Consider the following 21616-nt stretch of genomic DNA (forward strand, 5'->3'; position numbering starts at 1 on the left):
CGGACCCCGCTGGGACTCCGTCCCAGACCCTGCTGGGAGGCTTCGCCCCCAGACCCCCACCAGGAACTCCGTCCCTGGACCCGGTTCTCTCGCCTCGGCTACGGGCCGTACTTCCCTGCCCTTGAGCGGCCGGCTTCGCCTCGGCCGCAGGCCCGCAGGCCCGCAGGCCCGCAGATCGCTGTCCGCCGGCCTCGTGCCGGGCGCCGGGCACCCGCCAGTTCAGGCGTAACCCGACGTCGGGGACCCGGCACCGGAGGAGGTGCCGCAGCCCGATCCCCTACCTGGCAGGAGATTTCGTTAGCCTCCGACCAGCAAACCCAGCCCAGCAAACCCAGCCCAGCAAACCCAGCCCAGCTAACACAGCCTCTGCTGTCAACCCGGTGATGAACGGGTTTTCCAGCAGTTCCCGCCAGTACGCCTCGCCGTATCCCGCTACCGCGCCTGGGGGTATCTCCAGGGGATGCCACGCCAGGTTTGCGAATCCGGCTTCTCTCGCTGCTCGCTGGTAGGCCCCGCGGGGCCATTGGTGGTTGACGAGGTCGGCGGGTGGGTCGCCGAGGAAGCGGATGGTGATCTTGCGGTGTCCGTCGGCGTCTTCGAAGCGGGCGTCGGTCCAGCCGTATTCGGCGAGGTCGGGGCGGGGTTCGAAGTCGCTGTCGACGGTGAGGGCGACCAGGCGTCCGCCTTTGTGGAGGCAGGCTCTGGCGGAGGTGAACATGCCGGCGAGGTCGCCGGTGGTGGTGGCGTAGGGGAATAGGTAGACGGCGGTGACGAGGTCGGCGGCCTTGGTGTGGGGTAGTGCGGTGCCGTCGCCGACGCGGTAGTCGATGCCGAGGTTTTCGGCGGCTTCGCGTGCGGTGGCGATCTCGATCATCCGGCGGGAGAGGTCGACGCCGAGGACGTCGACGGCGCCTCGGCGGCGCAGGTTGCGCGTGTAGTACCCGGTTCCGCAGGCCAGATCCACCGCCGTGCGTCCTTCGACGTCTCCGGTGAGCCGTTCGAACAGGGCTCTTTCGGGGATGACCAGCGTCGCCGATTCCTTATAGCTGTCGTATGACTCGGCGTACTCGTCGTACCTGCTCATTCCTCCATCGTGGCCTGTGCGGGGGCCTCAGATGAAGAACTTCGCCACACCCAGTCCGGCGAGTGCCAGCACGACGAGGATCCGCACCAGGCGGGTGACGGTTCCGGCTTTCGACCATGTGGCGTAGACCATGAACGCGGTTCCCGCGGCCAGCGCCAGTACCAGGACCGCGCCGGGGATGCCGGGCGTGAAGAGCAGGCCGAGGGCCACGACGAGGACCGCGAGGAAGATCGCCACCTTCGGGAGCCGTTCGAGCCACAGGAGCCAGCGGACGGGGGCCTCGCCGCCGTTCGCCTGTCCGTTCGTCTGACTGTGGTCGACCACGGTTCTTCCTCCTCTACCGGTAGCGTCAGACTAGCTTGCGGAAGTCAGACCCCAGGAGGCAGCGGCGTGCTCGTTGTGAACCGGTTCGAAGTACCGGACGGAGACGAAGAGGGATTCGTCGACCGGGGCAAGGCCGCGCTCGCGGCATTGGGCGCCTGCCCGGGTTTCGTGCGGGGGCGGCTGGGCCGTGCCATGGACGAGCGTGACCGCTGGGTCTTGACGACCGAGTGGGAGTCGGTGGGCACGTATCGCCGCGCCTTGTCGAACTTCGACGTGAAGATGTACGGCACCCCGCTGCTGGCGGCGGCGCTGCCGGAGGCCTCGGCCTTCGAGGTGCTGCTGGACGCCCGGCCCGGCGAGGTCGCCGAGCACGGCGGGGATCTCGCGCCCGACGGCCCGCGAGGAGCCTGAGATGTCGACGATGGGCTCCCCGCCCCCGCCGCCTCAGTACCCGCCGGCCGGCACCTCGATGGGTTCGCCCGTGGGCGGTTCCCCGATGGCGGGGCCGCCTCCGGTGTCGGGTCCGCCCGCGTCGCCTTCGCCGCCGCGTGGACCCGGCGTGCGGGCGCCGTTCCTGGCTCCGCCGAAGGATCGCAACAACACGCGCTTGGCGGTGACCATCGTCGTCGGTGTCGTCGTGCTGGCCCTGTGCGGGATCGGCGCGCTGTTCGGGCTCGGCGGGCTGCTGAGCTGGTTCGAGCGGGACATGAACGACAAGGCGCAGGTCGCGGCGACGGCGTTCCTCGGCGAGATCGAGGCCGGCGACTTCGACGGCGCCTACCAGTCGATGTGCCCGGAGGCAAGGGACGCGGTGAGCCCGCAGGTCTTCCAGTCGGAGTGGGTGCTGCTGTTCCCGCCGGGCACGAAGTACGGCCTGGACCGGCTGAGTTACGACGAGGACGGCAACCAGTTCGTGCCGGTGGTGCTCACCGGCGGTGCCGAGCAGAAGCGCTCGGTCGATCTGCACATGAAGAGCGAGCCCGCCGAGTCGGAGGACGACCAGGCGGGCATGTCGGTGTGCGGCTGGGTGGCGTACTAGGGCGCGGCCGCACGCGGCCGCGCCCAATCCGTGTCAGGACAGCCGGCGCCTGACCCACCAGGAGCAGAACCCGGCGAGTCCGAGGGCCAGGCCGAGGTAGATCCCCGTCTCGCCCCACTGGAAGCCCCAGTAGCGCCCGGAGGGCTGGTACTCCAGGACCTGCCGGTAGCCCATGTCGGCGACCAGCTCCAGGCACGAGCCGCGGCCCTTCCCGGGCGCGCAGGCTCCGCCGGGCTGTGTCGCCGAGGCCGGGAGGGTGATGGACTCGACGCGCTTTCCGGACGGGTCGACGGTGTAGTCGGCGAGGATCCAGGCGCCCTTGTCGGCGGGCCTGGCCGATATCAGCAGTGTGGTGCCGTTGCTCAGCTGCGTGTCGGCGGCGTTGTCCTCGGTGACCGCGACAGTCGTGCTGATCGCCGGTGCGAGGTGGGGCCGCACGAGGATCGGCATCGCGATCTGGAGGCCGACGAAGACGGCGAGGGTGATCGCCATGGCAGCCAGCGTCTTGCGGGCGAGCATCCCGACCACGACGCCGAGGGCGAAGGCGAAGGCCGCGTAGCCGACGACCACGATGCCCCGGGTGCCGAACATCAGCGGGTCCATGCGCGCGAAGTCCTTGGCCATGGACTTGTCGACGGGCGTCGACCACCAGTTGACGACCCAGGCGAGCGCTCCGGCGGCCACGACGGTCGCCAGTCCGGTCAGGGTGAGCTTCACCGCGAACCAGCGACCGCGGGTGATGCTCTGGTTCCACACCAGGCGAAGCGTCCCGGACTCCAGTTCGCGGGCGATGAGCGGCGCGCCCCAGAAGAGGCCGATCAGGGCCGGGAGCAGCAGCATGGCGGCCATGACGCCGAGGAACGTCGCGGAGTGGTCGTCGGCGAAGTTCTCGATGAAGACCTGGCAGTCGCCGCCGGCCGTGGTGCAGGCGGTGAGCCCGGTGTCGTACTCGTCGGCCAGTCCCGCTCCGGTGGCGCCGAGCAGCGCCACCAGGACGGCGAGGGCGCCGAACAGGCCGACGGCGGAGGCCTGGAACTGTCGCCAGGTCAGGCGGATCATCGCAGTACCTCCAGTTTCGGGCGCACGGCGGTGTTGGCCGACTCGTGCATGTAGGCCAGGACCAGGTCTTCGAGGGTGAGGGAGCTGACCGTCCACGAGGGATCGTGGACGGGCGCCTCGGTGCGCACGAGCAGCGTCGACTGCTTGTCGGTGTGGCTGGCGGAGATCACGTGCAGCTCGGCGGGGAGCGTGTCGAGGTCGCGGCGCGGTCCGATGAGGCGGTAGTGGGTGGCCAGCAGGTCGTCCATGTTCCCGGCGACCTGCACCCGGGAGTCGACCAGCACGACCAGGTAGTCGCAGGTCCGCTCGACGTCGGAGACCAGGTGCGAGGAGAGGATGACGCTCATCTCCTGCTCGGCGACCGACTCCATGAGGTTCTGCATGAACTCGCGGCGGGCGAGCGGGTCGAGCGCGGCGACCGGCTCGTCGAGGATGAGCAGTTCGGGCTGCTTGGCGATGCCGAGGGTCAGCGCGAGCTGGGCGCGCTGGCCGCCGGAGAGCTTCCCGGCCTTCTGCTTGGGGTCGAGGCCGAGCGCCGTGATCCGGTCGCGGGCGATGTCGTCGTTCCACGCGGGGTTGAGGCGCCTGCCGAACGCGAGGTGGTCGGCGACGCTCAGTCCGGTGTAGACCGGCGCGTCCTGCGCGACGAAGCCGACCTTGGTCAGCTGCCCGGCGTCGGCGGCGGGCCTGCCGCCGCACACCTCGATCGTGCCGGCGGTGGGGGTGAGCATGCCCGAGGCGAGGTTGAGCAGGGTGGACTTGCCGGCGCCGTTGGGGCCGACGAGGCCGACGACGCGGCCGGCGGGGATGTTGAGGTTGCAGTTCTGCAGCGCCCAGCGCCGGCGGTACTGCTTGCCGAGCGCGCGGGCTCTCAAGACGGCGGTCACGCTACGTCCTCTCCTGCATTGTTTCGAAAGGTGTTCATGAACAGGGCCTCGATGCTCTCTTCGTCGAGTCCGGCCAGGCGCGCCTTGGCGAGCCAGCGCCGGAGGTCCTTGCGGAGGGGTGCGTGAGCGGCCAGGCTGCCGTCGGTCAGCGTCGCGGTCACGAAGGTCCCGACGCCCTGCCTCGCCGCCACGAGCCCGTCGTACTCCAGCTCGCGGTAGGCCTTCAGCACGGTGTTGGGGTTGATCGCCAGCTGTTTCGACACCTCCTTGACGGTGGGGAGGCGGTCGCCCTCGTCCAGCAGCCCCAGGCGCAGCGCGTGCCGTACCTGCTGGACGAGCTGCTGGTAGGGCGAGAGGCCGGAGCGGCCGTTGAGGTGGAACTCGATCACTCAGTCCTCCATTTAACTAGTTAACTAGCACTATAGGTATCTAGCGCTGTTCGGTGTCAAGGGGAGGGCTCCCCTCCCCGCCGCGGACACGGCGAAGGCCCGGCCGCCGGGCCGGGCCTTCGCACTGTTGTCGCTGGTGAATCTCCTAGGGCGTGTCCTGGTGGTCTTGTGGGTGCGAGTCCGCCGCAGCCCCGCAGTGATCACCCGGACACGCCCTAGAGCGGAGCCGAGTCGTCGGCCGGGAAAGCCGGTCCGTGGCCGGGCACGATCACGTCGGCGAGGCCCAGGACCCGCCGCCGACTGGCCCGCAGGAGCTCGCGGTCGGGCGCCACCGGGTCGTCGGCGGGCCCGTTCGGCCGCCACCACAGGTCCCCGGCGAAGGCGACGACGCCCTCGGCCGTCCCGGCCAGCAGCGTGATGTCCTCCGGGCTGTGCCCCGGGGTCGCCAGCAGCCGCAGCGACGGCGTGAACTCATAACCCTCGGCCTCGCGGTCCTCCCAGCCGTCGGCCCGGTAGATCGCCTTGTGGTCGTGCACCCGGGCCTTGGCGAACATCCCCGCGTTGACGGTGTTGTCGGGGTGGTGGTGGCTCAGCACGACGTCGGTGATGTCGTCGGGGGACAGGCCGAGCGCGGCGAGCGGGTCGAGGATCTTCGACCGCGAGGCGACCATGCCCGGATCGAAGACGATGCGCAGGTCCCCCTCCGTGATCAGGGAGACGGTCGCGGCCACTCCCGGCCCGGTCGAGAGGGTGTATCCGGTGCTCAGGATGGTGTAGGCGGCGCCTGCGGCCAAGGGTGCGTCGGTCATGACCACAGCCTGCCCAAGAACGAGGCGGGCCAACAGTGGCACGACTGCCCATGATCGCAGGTTTCATGCCATGCTCGCGCCATGCCCGACTTCCCCCGCGTCGCCGCCTACGCCCCTCCCGGCGTCGGCCTGCTCGCCCTCGGCGTGGTCACCGAGGTCTTCGGTGAGCGTGCCGGACTGCCCGCCTTCGACCTCGCGTTCTGCGCCGAGCGGCCCGGGCCGGTTCGCACCGACCTCGGCGCGCCGCTGACGATCGAGCACGGCCTCGACCGCCTCGCCGAGGCCGACCTGGTCCTCGCCCTGCCCTGGAGCGACTTCCGCGAGCCTCCGCCCGCCGCCGTTCTCGACGCCTTGCGCGCCGCCCACCGCCGGGGCGCGGTCGTCGCCGCGCACTGCGTCGGTGCCTTCGCGCTGGCCGCCGCCGGGCTCCTCGACGGCCTGCGCGCCACCACGCACTGGCGCTTCGCCGCCCTGCTCGCCGAGCGCCACCCGGACGTGTCCGTCGACGCCGAGGCCCTCTACGTCGACGAGGGCGCGGTGGTCACCGGCGCCGGCGCGGCGGCCGGTTTCGACCTCTGCCTGCACCTGCTCCGCCGCGAGTACGGCACCGCGGTGGCCAACGCCGTCGCCCGCGACCTCGTCCTGCCCGCGCACCGCGACGGGGGACAGGCGCAGTTCCTCGCCGCCCCCGTCCCCGAAGAGGGCGACGGCGACCGTTTCGCCGAGCTGTGCGACTGGATGCGCGCCGGCCTCGACCGGCCGCTGACCGTCGACGTCCTGGCCCGCAAGGCCCTGATGAGCAGGCGCACCTTCAGCCGCCGCTTCACCGCGGCCACCGGCACCAGCCCGCACGCGTGGCTGCTCGCGCAGCGGCTCAACGCCGCCGAGGAGCTGCTGGAGTCGACCGCGCTGCCCGTCGAGGAGATCGCCCGCCGGGTCGGCTACCGCAACGCCGCCGTGCTCCGCGAGCAGTTCGTGCGGCGGCGGGGAGTGCCGCCGAGGGAGTACCGGAGGGCCTTCGGGGTGCGGGGAAGGGCGGCGGAGTCGGGGGCCGCCGAACGCCTGTGACCGGCGTCGCCGTACGCCACGCCGGGCCGTCGGCCGCGCGATATCCCCTCGCGACCGTTTCGGGCGCGGAAGTACGCTGAGCCACGTAACCTACCGGCCGCCAGGGACGTTATCCCCGGTGGCGACCCGCCGACCCCCAGCCGGATGGAGTTAATCCCCATGTCCCAAGACCGTATCGAGGCTCTCGTCAGTCTCGCCAAACGCCGCGGTTTCGTCTTCCCGTCGAGCGAGATCTACGGCGGTACACGATCGGCGTGGGACTACGGTCCGCTCGGGGTCGAGCTGAAGGAGAACGTCCGCCGTCAGTGGTGGCGCAACATGGTCCAGCAGCGCGACGACGTCGTGGGCCTCGACTCCGCCGTGGTCCTCGCCCGCCAGGTGTGGGAGGCCTCCGGCCACCTCAAGGAGTTCACCGATCCGCTGACCGAGTGCCAGTCGTGCCACAAGCGCTTCCGTGCCGACCACCTCGAAGAGGCCTACGCCGAGAAGCACGACGGCAAGGCGCCCGAGGGCGGCCTCGCCTCGCTCGCCTGCCCCAACTGCGGCACGCGCGGCGCGTTCACCGAGCCCAAGATGTTCAACGGGATGATGAAGACCTTCCTCGGCCCGGTCGAGAGCGAGGAGGGCATGCAGTACCTGCGGCCCGAGACCGCGCAGGGCATCTTCATCAACTACAAGAACGTCGAGACCGCCGCGCGCAAGAAGCCGCCCTTCGGCATCGCGCAGGTCGGCAAGAGCTTCCGCAACGAGATCACGCCCGGAAACTTCATCTTCCGCACCCGTGAGTTCGAGCAGATGGAGATGGAGTTCTTCGTCGAACCGGGCACCGACGACGAGTGGTTCGAGTACTGGATCAACGAGCGCTGGAACTGGTACATCGACCTCGGCCTGTCCGAGTCGAACCTGCGCCGCTACGAGCACCCCGCCGACAAGCTCTCGCACTACTCCAAGCGCACCATCGACATCGAGTACCGCTTCCAGTTCGGCGGCTCGGAGTTCGGTGAGCTGGAGGGCATCGCCAACCGCACCGACTTCGACCTGTCCACCCACTCGAAGCACTCCGGCGCCGACCTGACCTACTTCGACCAGGCCAAGGGCGAGCGCTGGACGCCGTACGTGATCGAGCCCGCGGCGGGTCTGACGCGTTCGGTGCTGGCCTTCCTGCTGGAGGCCTACGACGTCGACGAGGCGCCCAACGCCAAGGGCGGCATGGACAAGCGGACGGTCATGCGCTTCGACCCGCGCCTGGCGCCGGTCAAGGTCGCGGTGCTGCCGCTGTCGCGCAACCCGGAGCTGTCGCCGAAGGCCAAGGGCCTGGCCGCCGACCTCCGCAAGCGCTGGATCGTCGACTTCGACGACGCCGGCGCGATCGGCCGTCGCTACCGCCGCCAGGACGAGATCGGTACGCCGCTGTGCGTGACGGTCGACTTCGACACGCTGGAGGACAACGCCGTGACGGTTCGCGACCGCGACTCGATGAAGCAGGAGCGGGTCTCGCTCGACAGCGTCGAGACTTACCTGATCGAGCGCCTTCCCGGTTGCTGATCGACTGAAGTCATGAAGGCGGCCCCGACCATTTGGTCGGGGCCGTCGCCTTGCCGTTCGTCTAAAGTGGCCGCTCGTTTTCTTCGGCTCCGCACGGCTCGCGATTTCTCGTTCACATCGGGTGACGGAAATCGGCGGCTTGTTTCGCGTGCGTGCCCCCGTTGTTTCGAGTGTGCTGTTCGGCTCGCTCAGGTGGAGCAGATCGTCACCGGCGGCGCGACCCAGGAGGCGGTGTCGGCTGACACGTGCTCCCAGGTGGAGGCGCCCGTGGCGCTGACCGGTCGGCTGGTGGACACCCACAGGCCGGCCGGGGAGTCGGGCACGGAGATCGGTGTTTCGACCACGGAGAGCTCAGTGGGATGTTCCAGAACTGCGGTGGCCGTCGGGCCGCCCGTTGAATTCGACATTGACTGCTCCTTCCGTCTAGAGAAACGCGCAACCGCCCCCGAGAGTTGCGGTCGACCGCGGAAATCTCATTTGACGGTATGACTTCCCGGTCGGTTTCGACTCCCGAATCAGTGCCTTAGGTAAGCCTTATGTGCACAGTGGAGTGCATGTGCGGGCCCCGAAGCGCGTTGAGGAATGGCGGTTTCCCGCCGACTTTTCTCATCTGTCCGACTCACCCTTTTGTGGGAGTTTCGACGCGCGTTTCGACGGGCAGGGCACGGCGTGCGCGCCTGGCCGCGCGCAGGATCGCCAGGACCGTGCCGGGCCTGCGCAGCACCGTCGGGGGCACCAGGAGCTGCTGCACCGACATGTAGAGCCGCCGGATGTCCGGGTCGACCATGGCACCGAGCTGCACCTGCCGCCCGAACCAGTTGACCAGCCCGATCCCGCGCGGCCGCTCGCCGCGGGTCTGCGGGTAGGCGAAGTCGCCGCCGACGGCGAACTGCCACGGCGTGGCGATGATCCGCGCGGCCTCGCGGTAGAACTCCGCGGCGAAGTCGCCGTCGACGGCTTCGCGGCGGTCGAGGAGGCGGCCGAGGGCGAGGGCCTCCAGCGCCGCGCAGGTCATGCCCTGCCCGTAGATCGGGTTGAAGCTGCACACGGCGTCGCCGAGCGCCAGGTAGCCCGAGGGGAGCCGGTTGAGTTCCTCGAAGTGGCGCCGCCGGCTCGACGGGAAGCCGCACACGACGAGGTCGCTGAGAGGCTCGCGCTCGGCGATCAGGCGTGCGATGGAGGGCAGGGGCAGGCTCTCGGCGTGCGCGAGGAAGGACTTCTCGTCGGTGTCGGGGAAGTCGCCGTGCCAGCCGCCCATGGTGATCAGCCAGCGGTCGCCCTCGATCGGCAGGGCCAGGCCCGTGCGCCGCTCGTCGGGCGGCGAGGGCAGCGCGAAGTGGCAGACCGTCTCGTCGATGTCGCCGGGCAGGCGCCGAAAGAGCCTCGTGGCGTAGCCGACGTTGATCCGCACCTCGGTCGCGCGCGGGGCGGGCACGCCCAGGCTCGACAGCCAGCGGTCGGAGCGGCTGCCCCGGCCGGTGCAGTCGACGACGAGGTCGCAGGCCAGCTCGGTGCCGTCGCCGAGGACGACCCCGGTGACCGTGCCCTCGGCGCCGGTGAGGTCGGAGACGGCCGTGCCGTCGCGGACTGTCGCGTTGGGCAGCGCCCGGATCCGCCGCCGCGCCGCCCACTCCAGCAGCGGACGGCTGAAGCTGACCAGGTGGAGGTCGCCGGGGATGTCGGGCCACAGCGCGCCCCAGCGGTGGAAGGCCATCTGGGAGCTGGGATCGAAGGGCACCGCGCCGGCCTCGACGAGCTCGCCGACGAGGTCGTCGAACAGTTCGCCCAGGGCCCTCTCGCCGGCGGCGAGGAGGATGTGGCCGTGCTCGCTCTGCGGCACCCCGCGCCGGGGGACCGGGGAGTCGCCGAGGGTGTCGCGGTCGAGGACGGTGACCTGTGCGTAGCGGCCGGCGAGCGCCGCGGCGGTGGCCAGGCCGGCGACGCCGGCGCCGATGACGACCGCGTGCTCGCGTCGTGGTTTGCCCATCGGTCCATCTTGGACCGTCACGGTGATCGAGAGCGCGCTCGACGCGGATTGGGAGTGTCGGGTCGCGGACGCGGGGTTTCGCGGGGCACGGCCGTCGGCGGTGCTCGCACGACCCGGCCTCGCGAGTGCTCGGTCGGCGGCGGAGCCCGGCTGCCACCGGTGGCGACCATGCCGCACCAGGCCGTGAGCCGGGTACGAAGCCGACCGGGCCACGGGTTTCGTAGGCTGACCCCATGCTCCCAACCGTCACCGCGATCCGGTACGTGACGCCCCTCAAGGAGGGCGGATCGCTCCCCGGCCTCGTCGAGACCGACGACCTCGGCACCTACGTCGTCAAGTGGCGCGGCGCCGGGCAGGGGCCGAAGGCCCTGGTCGCCGAGGTGATCGTCGGTGAACTCGCCCGCCGCCTCGGCCTGCCCGTGCCGGACCTGTCCGTCGTGAGCCTCGACGAGCTCATCGCGCGCGGGGAGCCCGACCCGGAGGTGCAGGAGTTGCTGCTGGCCAGCGTCGGCGACAACCTCGGCATGGACTTCCTCCCCGGCTCGCTGGGCTTCGACCCGGCCGTCCACACCGTCGAGCCGGGCCTGGCCTCACGGATCTTGTGGCTCGACGCCTTCACCGAGAACGTCGACCGCTCCTGGCGCAACCCGAACATGCTCATGTGGCACCGGCGGCCCTGGCTCATCGACCACGGCGCGAGCCTCTACTTCCACCACAACTGGCCCCGCGCGCACGCCGCCGTCGCCCGGCCCTTCAAGGCCGACGACCACGTCCTGTCCGCCTTCGCCGCCGACCTCCCCGGCGCGGACGCCGAACTCGCCCCGAAGATCACCCCCGCGACCCTCGACGAAGTCCTCGCGCTGGTCCCCGACGCGTGGCTCGACTCGCCCGACCACGACGGCCCCGCCGCCGTCCGCGCCGCCTACCGCGAGCACCTGCTCGCCCGCGCCGCCGCCCACGCAACCTGGCTCCCGACGGTGGTGACCTCGTGAAGAAGCCCTTCACCTACGCGACGATCCGGCTCGTCCCGCGCGTCGAGCGCGAGGAGTTCGTCAACGTCGGCGTGGTCCTCTACTGCCAGATGTACGACTTCCTCGGCGCCCGGACCCACCTCGACGCCGAGCGCGTCCGCGCGCTGCACGCCGACGCCGACCTCGATGCCGTCGGCGAAGGCCTGACGGCCTGGCGGCGCGTGTGCGGCGGAGAGGCCGATGGCGGGCCGGCGGCGCGGGAGACGCGCCTGGGGGAGCGTTTCCGCTGGCTGACGGCGCCGCGCAGCACGATCATCCAGCCGGGGCCGGTGCACACGGGGATGACGGCCGACCCGGCGGCGGAGCTGGAGCGGCTGGTGGAGACGCTGGTTCGGTAGGCAGGGCGCACCATGCCGCCGGATCCCGGGGCGGAGACGGTCGTCTCTCCCGGTCAGGGACACATCCCCGACGCCCCCGGGTCCTCGTGGCACGGTGCCAGCGGCGGCTTGCCCTCGACGGCGCGTCCGACGTCGGCGATCCAGTGCTGCACCGGGTCGGTCGGCGCGGCTTCGGCGAAGAAGGGCTCGCCCTCGTCGAGCAGCGCGACCTCGCCGCGCTTGTTCGAGGCGTCGACGAAGTGGGCGAGGATTCCCCAGCGGCACGACTCGCCGTCGACGAGCGCCTCGACGCGCAGCCCGCCGGGCGAGGCACCGGCGCCCAGGTCGATCCGCCGGACGTCGAAGTAGGGCAGCCCCTGGTTCTCCAACGGCTCGGGATCGGTGATGTAGGGGCCGCTGCCGCCCGCGCTCAGGTCGAACAGGACGCCCTCGTAGGGCGCCGCCCCCTGCGGCGCGAAGTCCACGATCGTCTCGGCCCTCGACGGCTCGCAGTCGAGGTCGACGGCCTCCATGCCGGTGATCGACAACTGGCCGGCGCGCTCGCTGTACAGGTTCATCCGGAAGACCGTCGCGTCGTAGCCGGCGCCCATGCGCCACGTCGGCCAGCCCTTGTCCATATAGGACGAGCGGGCGAGGAACCGGCCGCCGAGCGGCTGGAGGAAACGCAGCAGGCGCTCGCCGTAGAGGAGCCCGCTCGAATCCTCGAACGCGATGGCGTTGAGCGCGTCTTGTTCCTTCTCGGTGAAGGTCCTGCCGAGGACGAATATCCAGGCGCCCTGCGTGTTCTCGTCGTACTCGATCGACGCGGTGAAAGGCGCCTTCTCGGCGTCGATCTCGCGATTGGCGTCCTGCTGCGCCTCGATCGTCGGCTTCGCCGTCCACAGGCCGGTCGCGACGCTCAGAACGGCGGCGGCGACCATCGCCAGCGCGGCGGTCGCGGCCATCACCAGCAGCAGCACGAGCTTCTTGCGCGCCGCCAGACCGCGCGCGTGCTCTCCGAGGACGTGCGCCTCCACGGCATCCCGCAGGCCGGGCGGCTCGTCCGGAGTCCGTCGGCGGGGCACCGGCACGACGGGATCCCCGACTCGGGGAAAGCGCCGGGGGTCGGGTGGTTCGGGCACGGTGATCCTCCCTCTCTGGGGAAAAGGGCGGCGAATGTCCACTGCGGGAAAGCTGCCGGAAAGGCAACGGTAGCTCGCTGCGGCATTGATCGAAGCCGACAATTCTTCGGCCGATCAAATGCGCGGAAAAGAAAAGCCGCGCCCTTTGCTCAGTGCCCCGAATCCCCGGCGAGCAGGCGGCGCTCGGCGAGATGAACAGCGCGCCGGCGATCCGCCGGTTGCTCAGCCCGGTCGCCATCGGCTCCAGCACCTCGCGCTCGCGGGGCGTGAGCCCGGAGTCGTCCGACGCGTTCACATCGCCCGACGTATCCGGCAGCCGCGTCCCCAGCCCGGCGGCGATCTCGGTGGCCTCTCTCCGGCGCGCGGAGGCGAGCGCCGCCCGACCCTTCGCCGACGCGGCCTGGGCGCCGTGGTGCAGGCACAGGGCCAGCTCGAAGGGCTGCCCGACTTCCCGCCAGGCCTCGGCGGCGCGCTCCCCGCCGTCCTTGCCGTCCATGGTGGTCAGTGCGTCGATCGTCGACTGCCAGGCGGTGCCCAGCGGCCCCGACGGGGTCAGGCCGGCGGCGGCCGAGGCGATCAGCCCGGCCGACTCGGGGCACCGCAGCGCGGCGGCGGCCGGCACCGACCGCACATCGCCGCCGAAGGTCTTGCGCAGCAGGGGATCGGCCGGCGTCTCGGCGAGGACGCGCCCGGGGCGGGGGCCAGCAGCAGCCTGAGCCGATAGCGGGGGAACAGCCGCACCCCGGGTTCGTCGAGCGCGGCGGCGATGGCGTCGGCGGCCCCGGCGGCCTCCCGCGCGGCGGTCTCGTCGCCGCGCATCAGCGCCAGGCGCAGCCCTTCCAGGGCGGCCTCGGCGGCGCGGCCGGGCTCGCCGGACTCGCCGTGGTGCATGGACGCGTACATGGCGGCGGTGAGCATGAGGTCGTGGTCGCCGTGGGCCTCGGTCAGCGTGCGGGCCTCCGACAGCATGTCGGCCCGCGCGGTCAGCAGCCCGGTCACCAGCAGCCCGCGCACCAGCACGGTCATCTCACCGGTCTCGCGGCCGATCCGCAGGGCCTCGGCGCCCAGCCGCCGAGCCTCCTGGGTGTCGGCGGGCAGCGAGCCCATCGCCATCAGCCCGAGCAACCGTCCCCGCGACACCGCGGCCCCCTCGGGCAGCAGCGCCAGGGCGCGCGCGAAGTCGTCCATCGCGCCGCCGTGCGTCCGGTTGCGCAGTCGGCCGCGATGCTCCAGCAGCACCGCCGCCCGTTCGGGGTCGGCGTCCTCGTCACGGCGGCCAGCCCGGCGGTGGCGTACTCGACCCCGCGCCGGTAGTCGCCGCCGAGCATGCAGCATTCGGCGGCGTAGATCCAGGGTGTCGATCCGGTCGATGCCGAGCAGCCCGCCCGCGCCGGGCACGCGCTCCCACAGCTCCAGCACCCGGTCGAGCTGCCGCGCCTCCTCGCCGTAGGCATAGGACTCGCAGGCCGCGACCGCCGCGCGCCACGCGGCGGCCAGCGCCGCCGGATGGTCACCGGCTGCGTAGGCGTGCGCGGCCAGTTCGTCGGGCGCGTCGGCCTCGCGCAGCGCTTCGGGTTAGGCGGTGTGCAGCCGGATCCGTTCTCCGGGAAGCAGATCCTGATACACCGCCTCCCGGATCAGCGCCTGCCGGAAGTCGAAGCCGTCGTCGGCCTGCACCGGCAGGCCGGCGTCGATGAGCCCGCGCAGCACCTCGTCGAGCTCCGCGCCGGAGAGGCCCGAGACCGTCTCCAACAGCCGGTGCCCGACCCGCCCACCGGCCACGGCCGCCGCGCGCAGCACCTGCCGGCCGCTGTCGGGCAGCGCCCTGGGGCCGTACAGCAGGAGTTCGCGCAGCCCTTCCGGCGTGCGGTCACCGGTCTGCGCCGGCGCCTCGACGAACAGCGGGTGCTTGCCGCCATGCTCCCCGGCGACGGGCCCGAGGCGGGGAAACCACCTGGCCAGCTCCAGACCGGGCGCCGGCAGCGCCGCGGCGAACTCGGCGAGGATCCGCGACTTCCCGATCCCCGCCTCACCGGCCAGCAGCGCCACCCCCGGCCCGTCGGTGCCGCCGCGCGGAACGCCGCGAGCAGCGCCGCCAGCACACATCGACGAAGCGCTCGTGCGGCGGCTCCTGGCGGCCCAGTTCCCGCAGTCCGTCCGCATGCCGCGCTACGAACGCTGGGCCGGACAGGTCGAGCGAGAGCACCACTGGCTGCCCCGCCCCGCGCCCTTCCTGCCGCTGGCCGTCTCGACCCCGCTGGCCAAGGGCGACCCCGGCGAGGGCTACCCCTACCCGTGGTCGATCTACCGCTGGCTCGACGGCGGCAACGCCGTCCTCGAAGCGCTCGCCGACCCCGCGCAGGCCGCCCGCGACCTCGCCGAGTTCATCACCGCCCTCCAGGCCGTCGACACCACCGGCGGCCCCGGCCCGCAGTGGAGCAGCGCGTTTCGCGGTGTGGCGCTCGGCGACCCCGCCGACTCCATCGCCGTCGAGGCCCGCGTGCGCCCGAAGATCGCGGCGCTGGCCGGGATGGTCGACACCGCCCTGCTCACCGAGGTATGGGAGGCGTCGCTGGCCGCGCCCGCCTGGCACGGGCAGCCGGTGTGGGTGCACGGCGACCTCGGCATCGGGAACCTCCTCGCCGCCTGGACCTTCTTCGACGACGCCACCCGCGAGATCTTCCGCGCCGAACTCGGCGTCGACGACGACACCTGGACGCGCGCCCGCGGCCGGGGACTCGCCTCCTCGCTCCCGGTCCCCGGCGACCCCTTCTTCGCCGGCCGCCCCGACCGTGTCGAACGCGCCCTGCGCCGGCTCGACGAGATCACCGCCGACTACCTGGCCCGCGGCTAGAACCTTCCGGAAGGACACCCGCCATGACCGACGGAGGCGGCGATCTACGGCCGCTACGGCTACGCCGCCGCCTCCCGCGGGAACCGGCTGCGCTGCGACAAGCGCGGCATGGTCAACGCCGGGACGGTGGTGGTCTGCGAACTGGCCGCGCTCTCACCGACCGCCTACGCGGCCCTGTGGCGCTTCCTCGCCGGGATCGACGTGCTCCCGTGGATCGAGTACGAGGCCGCCCTCGACGAGGAGCTGCTCCAGCTGCTGGTCGACCCGCGCGCCGCCCGCTCGGACGTCGTCGACCGCCCGTGGGTGCGCCTCGTCGACGTCGACCGGGCGCTGGCCGCCCGCCGATACGCCACCCCGCTGGACGTGGTCCTCGACGTCGAGGACGCCTTCTGCCCGTGGAACACCGGCCGCCACCGGCTGCGAGCCGACGGCGGCACCGTCACCTGCGAACGCACCGAGGCGCCCGCCGACCTGGCGCTCACCTCGACCGAACTGGGCGCCGCCTTCCTCGGCGGCACGACCCTGGCCTCGCCGGCCGCCGCCGGGCAGGTCCGCGAACTGCGCCCGGGCGCCCTGACCGCCGCGACGCTCGCCTTCCGCGCCGACAGGGAGCCGTTCTACCCCGGCGGTTGGCGGTTCCCCTGTACTGAGGCGGGAGCCCTCAGCGCTTGAAGAGGCGGCTGAGGAACCCCCGCTTCGCCGCCGTCACGGGCGCGTCGGCGACCTCGGCGACGATCACCGTCACGTTGTCCGGCCCTCCGCCTTCGAGGGCCAGCTCCACCAGCCGGTCGGCGCACTCGTCGACGCTCCCGCCGGCCAGCATCGTCTCCTCGATCAGCTCGGCGACCACCGCGTCGGGCAGACCGTCGGAGCACACCATGTACCGCTCGCCGGGCTCGGCGGTGATCGTCCGCACGTGCGGCTGGACCGGCTCGCCCTGGAGGACCTTCGTCACGAAGGACTTGTGCGGGTGGGTGAACACGTCGTCGGCGGTGATGCTGCCCTTGTCGACGAGCATCTGCACGTAGGTGTCGTCGCGGGTCAGCTGCGTGAGTTCGCCGTCGCGGACGCGGTAGGCGCGGGAGTCGCCGACGTGGGCGATGCTCAGCCGCCCGTCGACCAGCAGCAGTGCCGTCAGCGTCGTCCCCATCCCGACGATGGCCGGATCGGCCTCACCGGCCAGCCGGATGGCGTCGTTGGCGATGTCGACGGCGTCGCGCAGCCGGTCGGCCATCTCGACGACGTCCTGCTCCTCGTCGAGCGGGGAGATCGACGCGATCGTGAGGGCGCTGGCGACCTCGCCGGCCTCGGCGCCGCCCACCCCGTCGGCGACGGCGACCAGATGCGGCCCCGCGTGCATCGAGTCCTCGTTGTTGGCCCGGACGAGGCCGTGGTGGGTGCGTGCCGCGTGGCGCCAGGAGATCATGTGAGCAGCTTGCTCCGTCCACGCCCGGGCTGTCCATACGTAGTAGTGCGTATGGTGGCAGGTCCGGTGACGTACGAGGACGGGAAGCGACAGTGACGGGGCTGCCGATGGTGGGCCGCGCCGCGCAACTGGCGGCGGTCGCCGCCGCATGGGCACGGGTGCGCGGCGGCGCCCCCGAGACCGTCGTGATCACCGGCGACGACGGCGTCGGCAAGTCCCGCCTGGCCGCCGAGGCCCTCGCCGGCATGGACCCCACCGCGGTCCTCGCCGGACGGGCGCGAGCGGTCGGCCCGGCGCCCTACGACTGGCTCGCCTCCGCCCTCCACGGGCAGCCCCTCGACGACCTCCCCGCAGCTCCGGAGGCCCTCGCCTGGCTGACCCAGCGCCCGTCACCGCACCGCTTCGAACCCGGCGCGCTGCTGCGCGTCGCCGCCGACGTCGTCCGCCGCCGCATCGGCGACGGGCCGGGGGTACTGCTCGTCGAGGACCTGCACGACCTCGATCCGGCCAGCCTCAACCTCGTCGCCGACCTCGCCGGCGCGCGCTCACTGCCCGCGCTGCTGCTGGTCACCAGCCGCCCGACCGCCGGCAGCGCCGCCCGCGTCCTCACCCAGCTGTCGAGCGCCACCCGCTGCCACCTCGGCCCCCTCGCTCCTCCCGAGGCCGCCGCCCTGCTCACCGCCGCGCTCGGCGCCGCGCCCCCACCCGGCGCCGTCCTGCGCGCACACCGCCGCACCGGCGGGAACCCCCGCTGGCTCACCGAACTCGCCACCGCCGTCAAAGCCGGCGAACTCGCCGCCGTCACCGACGGCCCTCTCCCGCCCTACCTCGCCGCACTGGCGACCGGACACCTCGACGACGGCCCCGACGCCCGCGTCGCCCGCGTCGCGGCCCTCCTCGGCGGCAGGCTCGGCACCGGCGCGCTCGCCGACCTGTGCGGGGACGCCGCCGAGCCCGCCGTCGCGCGCCTTGCCGCTTCGGGCGTGCTGGTCCGCACCTCGACCGGCGAGCCGCGCTTCGCTTGCCCGCTGGTCGCCGAGGCCCTTGTGCAGACCTCTCCGGCCTCGCTGCGGGCCGAGGTCCACGAGCGCGCCCACGCGCGGTCGGTGGCCGCCGGCGACCTCGACGGCCAGGTCCGACACGGCGTGCACCTGGGCCGCCCCGCCGACGCCGCGCCCGCCGTCGCCGCGCACCTCGCCGCGGGTCGCCCCCGTGCTGCCCTCGACCTCCTCGACGCCACCGGCACGCTCACCCCGTCCTTGCTGCGGCAGGCGACCGCCGCCGCCCACGCCATCGGCGACTACCCGCGCGCCGCCGCGCACGCCCGCGCCTGGCGCGACGCGGCCGGCGACGCCGCCGAACGGGTCGCGGCCATGCGCGTCCAGGCCGACCTCAGCGCCCACCTCGGCCGTGCCGCCGCGCAGCACCGGATCCTCGGCACCATCGCCCCGCGCATCCCGTCGGCCGAACGCGCCGCCTACCTGACCAGCCTCGGCTGGGCCGCGCTGTGCGGGGACCGTCCCGGCGAGGCCGTCGGCTGGGCCGCACAGGCCCTCGAACTCACCAGTGGTCCCGACCCCGCCGCCCTCACCGTCCTCGGCCACGCCACCGCCCTGACCGGCGACACCCGGCGCGGCATCGCTCTCCTCGCGGCCGGGCGCCGCTACGCCGCCGCCCGCCGCGACCTGGTCGCCTTCGGCCGCGCGGTGGCCGCCTCCGCGGCGATCCGCCTGCCCGGACTGTCCGGCGAGGCCGCCCGGCGGGTCCTCGACGAGCACCTCACCGCCCTCGCCCGCCACGGACTCACCGGCCGGGCCGGGCCGGTGGTCGCCGCCGCCGTCGCCGCCGCGACCGCCGCCGGCGAGACCGACCGCGCCCGGGCCCTGGCCGAGCAACGGCTGCCGGTCGAGACCGACCCCGCCGAGCGCGCCGTCCTCACCGGCTACGCCGGCCGTCTGTCCGCCGAGAGTGACCGCGAGCGCGCCCTCGTCCTGCGCGACCGCCTCGCCGCCGAGATGATCGGCATGGACCTGCCGCGTGTGCTCCGCGCGTCGGCGGCGCTCGACCTTGCGCTGGCCGACGGGGCGGAGGCCGCCGAGGACGCATTGCGCGCCTACGTCGCCGCCGCGAGCCCGGAGTCGCACGCCGCCGACCTGGCCGAGGCCGGGCGCACCGCTCTCAAGGCCGGAGTCGACGAGGCGCGCGTGGCCAGGCTCCTGCCCGACGGCGGCGCGGCGCTGGGGATCGACGCCGACGCGCCGGGCGCCGAGCTGACCGCGCGCGAACGCGAGGTCCTCGGCTGCCTCACCGAGGGGATGACCAACCAGCAGGTCGCCAGCCGGCTCGGCATCTCGATTCGCACGGTGACCGTGCACGTGTCGAACCTGCTCCGCAAGACCGGTTCGGCCTCGCGGACCGAGGCCGCGCTGTGGGCGGTGCACCACGGCCTGGCCGACACCGGCCGCTAACTGTTCGGCGTGATGACGGTGACTCCGGCCCCCGGCCGCGAACCCATTCCCGCCAGGGCGGCGGGCGCCTCGTCGAGCCCGATCGTGCTCGTCACCAGGTCCTGGGGCCTCAGACGGCCCGAGGCCACCAGCGCCATCATCTCCGGATAGGCGTGCGCGGCCATCCCGTGGCCGCCGAGTACGTCCAGCTCGTAGGCGATGACCCGCTCCATCGGCAGCACCGGGTCCCCGGCCGCGCTCGGCAGCAGCCCGACCTGGACGTGCCGCCCCCGCCGTCGCAGGCTCAGCAGCGAGGACGCGCAGGTCCCGGCGCTGCCCAGCGCGTCGAGGGAGACCTGGGCGCCACCGCCGGTCGCGGCCCGCACCGCCTCGGCGGCGTCCCCGTCGGCGGCGTCGACGCACACCTCGGCGCCGAAGCGCTCGGCGAGCGCCAGCGCGACGGGGGACACGTCGACGGCCACGACCCGGGCCCCGCCCGCGACGGCGATCATGACCGCCGACAGCCCTACCCCGCCGCAGCCGTGCACGGCCACCCACTCGCCCGGCCGGACCGCGCCGCGCGCCACGACCGCGCGGTAGGCCGTCGCGAAACGGCAGCCCAGCCCGGCCGCGGCGGTGAAGTCGAGGTCGGCGGGGACGGCGACGAGGTTGGTGTCGGCGGCGTCGACGCGCACGTACTCGGCGAAGGAGCCCCAGTGCGTGAAACCGGGCTGCGTCTGGAACTCGCAGACCTGCTGCTCACCGGCGGCGCACAACGCGCAGCGGCCGCAGGCGCACACGAAGGGCGCGGTCACGCGGTCGCCGGGCTTCCAGCCGGTGACGCCCTCGCCGACCGCCTCGACGACCCCGGCGAACTCGTGGCCGGGCACGTGCGGGAGGGCGATGTCGAGGTCGTGGCCGGCCCAGCCGTGCCAGTCGCTGCGGCACAGCCCGGTCGCCTCGACACGGATCACCGCACCCTCGCGGCCGGGGGCGGGGTCGGCGACCTCGGTGACCGCGGGCAGGCGGCCGTAGGCGTCGAAAAGCACCGCTCGCATGGTCCGCTCCTTACGTCGGCGATTGCCCGATGGTAGGGCCGCGACGCGCCCGGCCACCAGTCCTGGGCACACTTGAGCCATGAACCTGGTGACGATCGACGACATCCGCGCCGCCGAGAAGGCCATCGAGGGGCTGGCCGTCCGCACCCCGCTGCTGCGCGCCGAGTGGGCCGGTGAGCTGTGGCTCAAGGCCGAGAACCTTCAGCCGGTCGGCGCGTTCAAGCTGCGCGGCGCGGCCAACGCCGTCGCCCGCCTGCCGGAAGGCACCGCCGGGGTCATCACCCACTCCTCGGGCAACCACGGGCGGGCCCTCGGCTACGCCGCCGCGCGTCGCGGCGTCCCGGCGGTCGTCGTGGTCCCCGACACCGCGCCCTCGTCGAAGGTCGCCGGGATCGCCGAAACGGGCGCCGAGATCGTCATGGTCACCCCCGCCGAGCGCTTCAGCGCCACCGAGCGGCTGGCCGCCGAGCGCGGCCTGGTGGTCATCCCGCCCTTCGACCACCCCGACGTCATCGCCGGACAGGGCACCGTCGGACTGGAGATCCTGGCCCAGCTGTCCGATGTGGACACCATTGTGGTGCCCGTCGGCGGCGGCGGGCTCAGCTCCGGCGTGGCCACCGCCGTCAAGGCACTCGCGCCGACGGTGAAGGTCATCGGCGTCGAACCCGAACTGGCCGCCGACGCCGCCGAGAGCCTGCACACCGGCGAACTGGTCGTGTGGCCCCAGGAGAAGACCTACCGGACCATCGCCGACGGCGTGCGCGTCTGCCTGTCCGAGCTCACCTTCGCCCACATCAAGGCCCGCGTCGACGACATCGTGACCGTCACCGAGGACGAGATCCGCTCGGCCACCGGCCGCCTGGCCCGCCGCTCCAAGCTCGTCGCCGAGCCCACCGGCGCCCTGAGCACCGCCGCCTACCTCCGCCACGGAGAGAGCTGGGGCCGCACCGTCGCCGTCATCACCGGCGGAAACCTCGACCCCGACGTGCTCGCCGAGCTCGTCACGGTGCCCTGAGGCAGGCATGGATCCGCAGGTGGCGGCCCCGCGCGATTGCCTTCGCCCATAGGTGGGCATGGTCAGGGAGGAAGTTCTGCATGTCGATGACGAGGAGGACCGGCGTGTGGGGCGCGGCGTCCTAAGTCGACGGTC

The 21616-nt window shown here is 72.8% G+C and carries 23 protein-coding genes and 1 pseudogene; 10 read left to right on the forward strand and 14 right to left on the reverse strand.

The genetic code is table 11. The features are described from left to right. Nucleotides 1-277: 277 nt before the first annotated feature. Entirely contained in the window at nt 278-1084 is an 807-nt protein-coding gene (locus AB0I28_RS29525) for a class I SAM-dependent methyltransferase (protein WP_357498794.1), read from the reverse strand. A 27-nt stretch (nt 1085-1111) separates the two neighbouring features. Beyond that, the gene (locus tag AB0I28_RS29530) at nt 1112-1408 is read right to left on the reverse strand and encodes a DUF6703 family protein (protein ID WP_357498796.1); all 297 of its coding nucleotides are present in this window, start codon (nt 1406-1408) and stop codon (nt 1112-1114) included. A gap of 75 nt (nt 1409-1483) precedes the next feature. Between AB0I28_RS29530 and AB0I28_RS29535 the strand changes: the two genes are divergently transcribed. Both AB0I28_RS29535 and AB0I28_RS29540 read left to right on the forward strand, forming a co-directional pair. Continuing rightward, nucleotides 1484-1819 (forward strand): antibiotic biosynthesis monooxygenase, encoded by a 336-nt coding sequence (locus AB0I28_RS29535; RefSeq protein WP_357499204.1) that lies wholly within the window; start codon nt 1484-1486, stop codon nt 1817-1819. A 148-nt stretch (nt 1820-1967) separates the two neighbouring features. After that, nucleotides 1968-2447 carry a hypothetical protein gene (locus tag AB0I28_RS29540; RefSeq protein ID WP_357498798.1) on the forward strand — a complete coding sequence of 160 codons (480 nt, stop codon included), beginning with the start codon at nt 1968-1970 and terminating at the stop codon, nt 2445-2447. A 33-nt stretch (nt 2448-2480) separates the two neighbouring features. On the opposite strand, the gene AB0I28_RS29545 is transcribed toward AB0I28_RS29540, so the two are convergent. The 4 genes from AB0I28_RS29545 to AB0I28_RS29560 form a co-directional block, all read right to left on the reverse strand. Then, complete coding sequence (locus tag AB0I28_RS29545) at nt 2481-3506, reverse strand: ABC transporter permease subunit (RefSeq protein ID WP_357498800.1); 1026 nt, start codon at nt 3504-3506, stop codon at nt 2481-2483. Continuing rightward, entirely contained in the window at nt 3503-4393 is an 891-nt protein-coding gene (locus AB0I28_RS29550; protein WP_357498802.1) for an ABC transporter ATP-binding protein, read from the reverse strand. Before AB0I28_RS29550 ends, AB0I28_RS29545 begins: the two co-directional genes overlap by 4 nt. Next, nucleotides 4390-4782 carry a GntR family transcriptional regulator gene (locus AB0I28_RS29555; RefSeq protein ID WP_357498804.1) on the reverse strand — a complete coding sequence of 131 codons (393 nt, stop codon included), beginning with the start codon at nt 4780-4782 and terminating at the stop codon, nt 4390-4392. Before AB0I28_RS29555 ends, AB0I28_RS29550 begins: the two co-directional genes overlap by 4 nt. Before the next feature lie 215 nt (nt 4783-4997). Further along, the gene (locus AB0I28_RS29560) at nt 4998-5591 is read right to left on the reverse strand and encodes an MBL fold metallo-hydrolase (protein WP_357498806.1); all 594 of its coding nucleotides are present in this window, start codon (nt 5589-5591) and stop codon (nt 4998-5000) included. A gap of 81 nt (nt 5592-5672) precedes the next feature. Between AB0I28_RS29560 and AB0I28_RS29565 the strand changes: the two genes are divergently transcribed. Next, nucleotides 5673-6659: a helix-turn-helix domain-containing protein gene (locus tag AB0I28_RS29565; RefSeq protein ID WP_357498807.1), complete on the forward strand. Its 987-nt coding sequence runs from the start codon at nt 5673-5675 to the stop codon at nt 6657-6659. Between the two features lie 159 nt (nt 6660-6818). Further along, the gene (locus AB0I28_RS29570; protein WP_357498809.1) at nt 6819-8204 is read left to right on the forward strand and encodes a glycine--tRNA ligase; all 1386 of its coding nucleotides are present in this window, start codon (nt 6819-6821) and stop codon (nt 8202-8204) included. A gap of 188 nt (nt 8205-8392) precedes the next feature. On the opposite strand, the gene AB0I28_RS29575 is transcribed toward AB0I28_RS29570, so the two are convergent. Together AB0I28_RS29575 and AB0I28_RS29580 are read right to left on the reverse strand one after the other, a co-directional pair. Continuing rightward, the gene (locus AB0I28_RS29575) at nt 8393-8611 is read right to left on the reverse strand and encodes a hypothetical protein (protein WP_357498811.1); all 219 of its coding nucleotides are present in this window, start codon (nt 8609-8611) and stop codon (nt 8393-8395) included. A gap of 212 nt (nt 8612-8823) precedes the next feature. Next, nucleotides 8824-10191, reverse strand: coding sequence for a hypothetical protein (locus AB0I28_RS29580; protein ID WP_357498813.1), 1368 nt, complete (start codon nt 10189-10191; stop codon nt 8824-8826). A gap of 233 nt (nt 10192-10424) precedes the next feature. Between AB0I28_RS29580 and AB0I28_RS29585 the strand changes: the two genes are divergently transcribed. Both AB0I28_RS29585 and AB0I28_RS29590 read left to right on the forward strand, forming a co-directional pair. Beyond that, a complete protein-coding gene (locus AB0I28_RS29585) occupies nt 10425-11183 on the forward strand; it encodes a HipA family kinase (protein ID WP_357498814.1) in 759 nt (252 codons plus the stop codon). Further along, entirely contained in the window at nt 11180-11560 is a 381-nt protein-coding gene (locus tag AB0I28_RS29590; RefSeq protein WP_357498816.1) for a DUF3037 domain-containing protein, read from the forward strand. Before AB0I28_RS29585 ends, AB0I28_RS29590 begins: the two co-directional genes overlap by 4 nt. A gap of 53 nt (nt 11561-11613) precedes the next feature. Here the strand turns inward: AB0I28_RS29590 and AB0I28_RS29595 are convergent, their stop codons facing one another. From AB0I28_RS29595 to AB0I28_RS29610, 4 genes and pseudogenes are all read right to left on the reverse strand, one after another. Beyond that, the gene (locus tag AB0I28_RS29595) at nt 11614-12681 is read right to left on the reverse strand and encodes a hypothetical protein (protein WP_357498817.1); all 1068 of its coding nucleotides are present in this window, start codon (nt 12679-12681) and stop codon (nt 11614-11616) included. Between the two features lie 196 nt (nt 12682-12877). Next, nucleotides 12878-13177: pseudogene (locus AB0I28_RS29600) on the reverse strand (LuxR C-terminal-related transcriptional regulator); the annotation flags it as partial. An 80-nt stretch (nt 13178-13257) separates the two neighbouring features. Beyond that, the gene (locus tag AB0I28_RS29605; RefSeq protein WP_357498819.1) at nt 13258-14100 is read right to left on the reverse strand and encodes a hypothetical protein; all 843 of its coding nucleotides are present in this window, start codon (nt 14098-14100) and stop codon (nt 13258-13260) included. A 156-nt stretch (nt 14101-14256) separates the two neighbouring features. Next, complete coding sequence (locus AB0I28_RS29610; protein WP_357498821.1) at nt 14257-14787, reverse strand: hypothetical protein; 531 nt, start codon at nt 14785-14787, stop codon at nt 14257-14259. Between the two features lie 13 nt (nt 14788-14800). Between AB0I28_RS29610 and AB0I28_RS29615 the strand changes: the two genes are divergently transcribed. Then, the gene (locus tag AB0I28_RS29615; protein WP_357498823.1) at nt 14801-15535 is read left to right on the forward strand and encodes an aminoglycoside phosphotransferase family protein; all 735 of its coding nucleotides are present in this window, start codon (nt 14801-14803) and stop codon (nt 15533-15535) included. A gap of 108 nt (nt 15536-15643) precedes the next feature. Next, a complete protein-coding gene (locus AB0I28_RS29620) occupies nt 15644-16207 on the forward strand; it encodes a sterol carrier protein domain-containing protein (RefSeq protein WP_357498824.1) in 564 nt (187 codons plus the stop codon). Here the strand turns inward: AB0I28_RS29620 and AB0I28_RS29625 are convergent. Continuing rightward, complete coding sequence (locus AB0I28_RS29625) at nt 16197-16961, reverse strand: protein phosphatase 2C domain-containing protein (RefSeq protein WP_357498826.1); 765 nt, start codon at nt 16959-16961, stop codon at nt 16197-16199. The two genes, AB0I28_RS29620 and AB0I28_RS29625, sit on opposite strands and share 11 nt — an antisense overlap. Before the next feature lie 92 nt (nt 16962-17053). Here AB0I28_RS29625 and AB0I28_RS29630 point away from each other — a divergent pair, with 92 nt between their 5' ends. Beyond that, nucleotides 17054-19429 carry an AAA family ATPase gene (locus tag AB0I28_RS29630; protein WP_357498828.1) on the forward strand — a complete coding sequence of 792 codons (2376 nt, stop codon included), beginning with the start codon at nt 17054-17056 and terminating at the stop codon, nt 19427-19429. Here the strand turns inward: AB0I28_RS29630 and AB0I28_RS29635 are convergent. Further along, nucleotides 19426-20466 (reverse strand): zinc-dependent alcohol dehydrogenase family protein, encoded by a 1041-nt coding sequence (locus tag AB0I28_RS29635; protein ID WP_357498829.1) that lies wholly within the window; start codon nt 20464-20466, stop codon nt 19426-19428. The two genes, AB0I28_RS29630 and AB0I28_RS29635, sit on opposite strands and share 4 nt — an antisense overlap. A 79-nt stretch (nt 20467-20545) precedes the next feature. On the opposite strand from AB0I28_RS29635, the gene AB0I28_RS29640 reads away from it, so the two are divergent. Next, nucleotides 20546-21481 carry a threonine/serine dehydratase gene (locus AB0I28_RS29640; protein WP_357498830.1) on the forward strand — a complete coding sequence of 312 codons (936 nt, stop codon included), beginning with the start codon at nt 20546-20548 and terminating at the stop codon, nt 21479-21481. Nucleotides 21482-21616: the final 135 nt, after the last annotated feature.

Origin of the sequence: Phytomonospora sp. NPDC050363 (genome assembly GCF_040655735.1) — a bacterium.
In the GTDB taxonomy this organism is placed as follows: domain Bacteria; phylum Actinomycetota; class Actinomycetes; order Mycobacteriales; family Micromonosporaceae; genus Phytomonospora.

Excerpts from the sequence above, each read along its gene's own strand:
- AB0I28_RS29635 (WP_357498829.1), bottom strand. The coding sequence starts at position 20,466 with ATGCGAGCGGTGCTTTTCGACGCCTACGGCCGCCTGCCCGCGGTCACC.
- AB0I28_RS29545 (WP_357498800.1), bottom strand. The coding sequence starts at position 3,506 with ATGATCCGCCTGACCTGGCGACAGTTCCAGGCCTCCGCCGTCGGCCTG.
- AB0I28_RS29560 (WP_357498806.1), bottom strand. The coding sequence starts at position 5,591 with ATGACCGACGCACCCTTGGCCGCAGGCGCCGCCTACACCATCCTGAGC.
- AB0I28_RS29570 (WP_357498809.1), top strand. The coding sequence starts at position 6,819 with ATGTCCCAAGACCGTATCGAGGCTCTCGTCAGTCTCGCCAAACGCCGC.
- AB0I28_RS29580 (WP_357498813.1), bottom strand. The coding sequence starts at position 10,191 with ATGGGCAAACCACGACGCGAGCACGCGGTCGTCATCGGCGCCGGCGTC.
- AB0I28_RS29525 (WP_357498794.1), bottom strand. The coding sequence starts at position 1,084 with ATGAGCAGGTACGACGAGTACGCCGAGTCATACGACAGCTATAAGGAA.
- AB0I28_RS29585 (WP_357498814.1), top strand. The coding sequence starts at position 10,425 with ATGCTCCCAACCGTCACCGCGATCCGGTACGTGACGCCCCTCAAGGAG.
- AB0I28_RS29575 (WP_357498811.1), bottom strand. The coding sequence starts at position 8,611 with ATGTCGAATTCAACGGGCGGCCCGACGGCCACCGCAGTTCTGGAACAT.
- AB0I28_RS29625 (WP_357498826.1), bottom strand. The coding sequence starts at position 16,961 with ATGATCTCCTGGCGCCACGCGGCACGCACCCACCACGGCCTCGTCCGG.
- AB0I28_RS29620 (WP_357498824.1), top strand. The coding sequence starts at position 15,644 with ATGGTCAACGCCGGGACGGTGGTGGTCTGCGAACTGGCCGCGCTCTCA.
- AB0I28_RS29610 (WP_357498821.1), bottom strand. The coding sequence starts at position 14,787 with ATGTGTGCTGGCGGCGCTGCTCGCGGCGTTCCGCGCGGCGGCACCGAC.
- AB0I28_RS29565 (WP_357498807.1), top strand. The coding sequence starts at position 5,673 with ATGCCCGACTTCCCCCGCGTCGCCGCCTACGCCCCTCCCGGCGTCGGC.
- AB0I28_RS29640 (WP_357498830.1), top strand. The coding sequence starts at position 20,546 with ATGAACCTGGTGACGATCGACGACATCCGCGCCGCCGAGAAGGCCATC.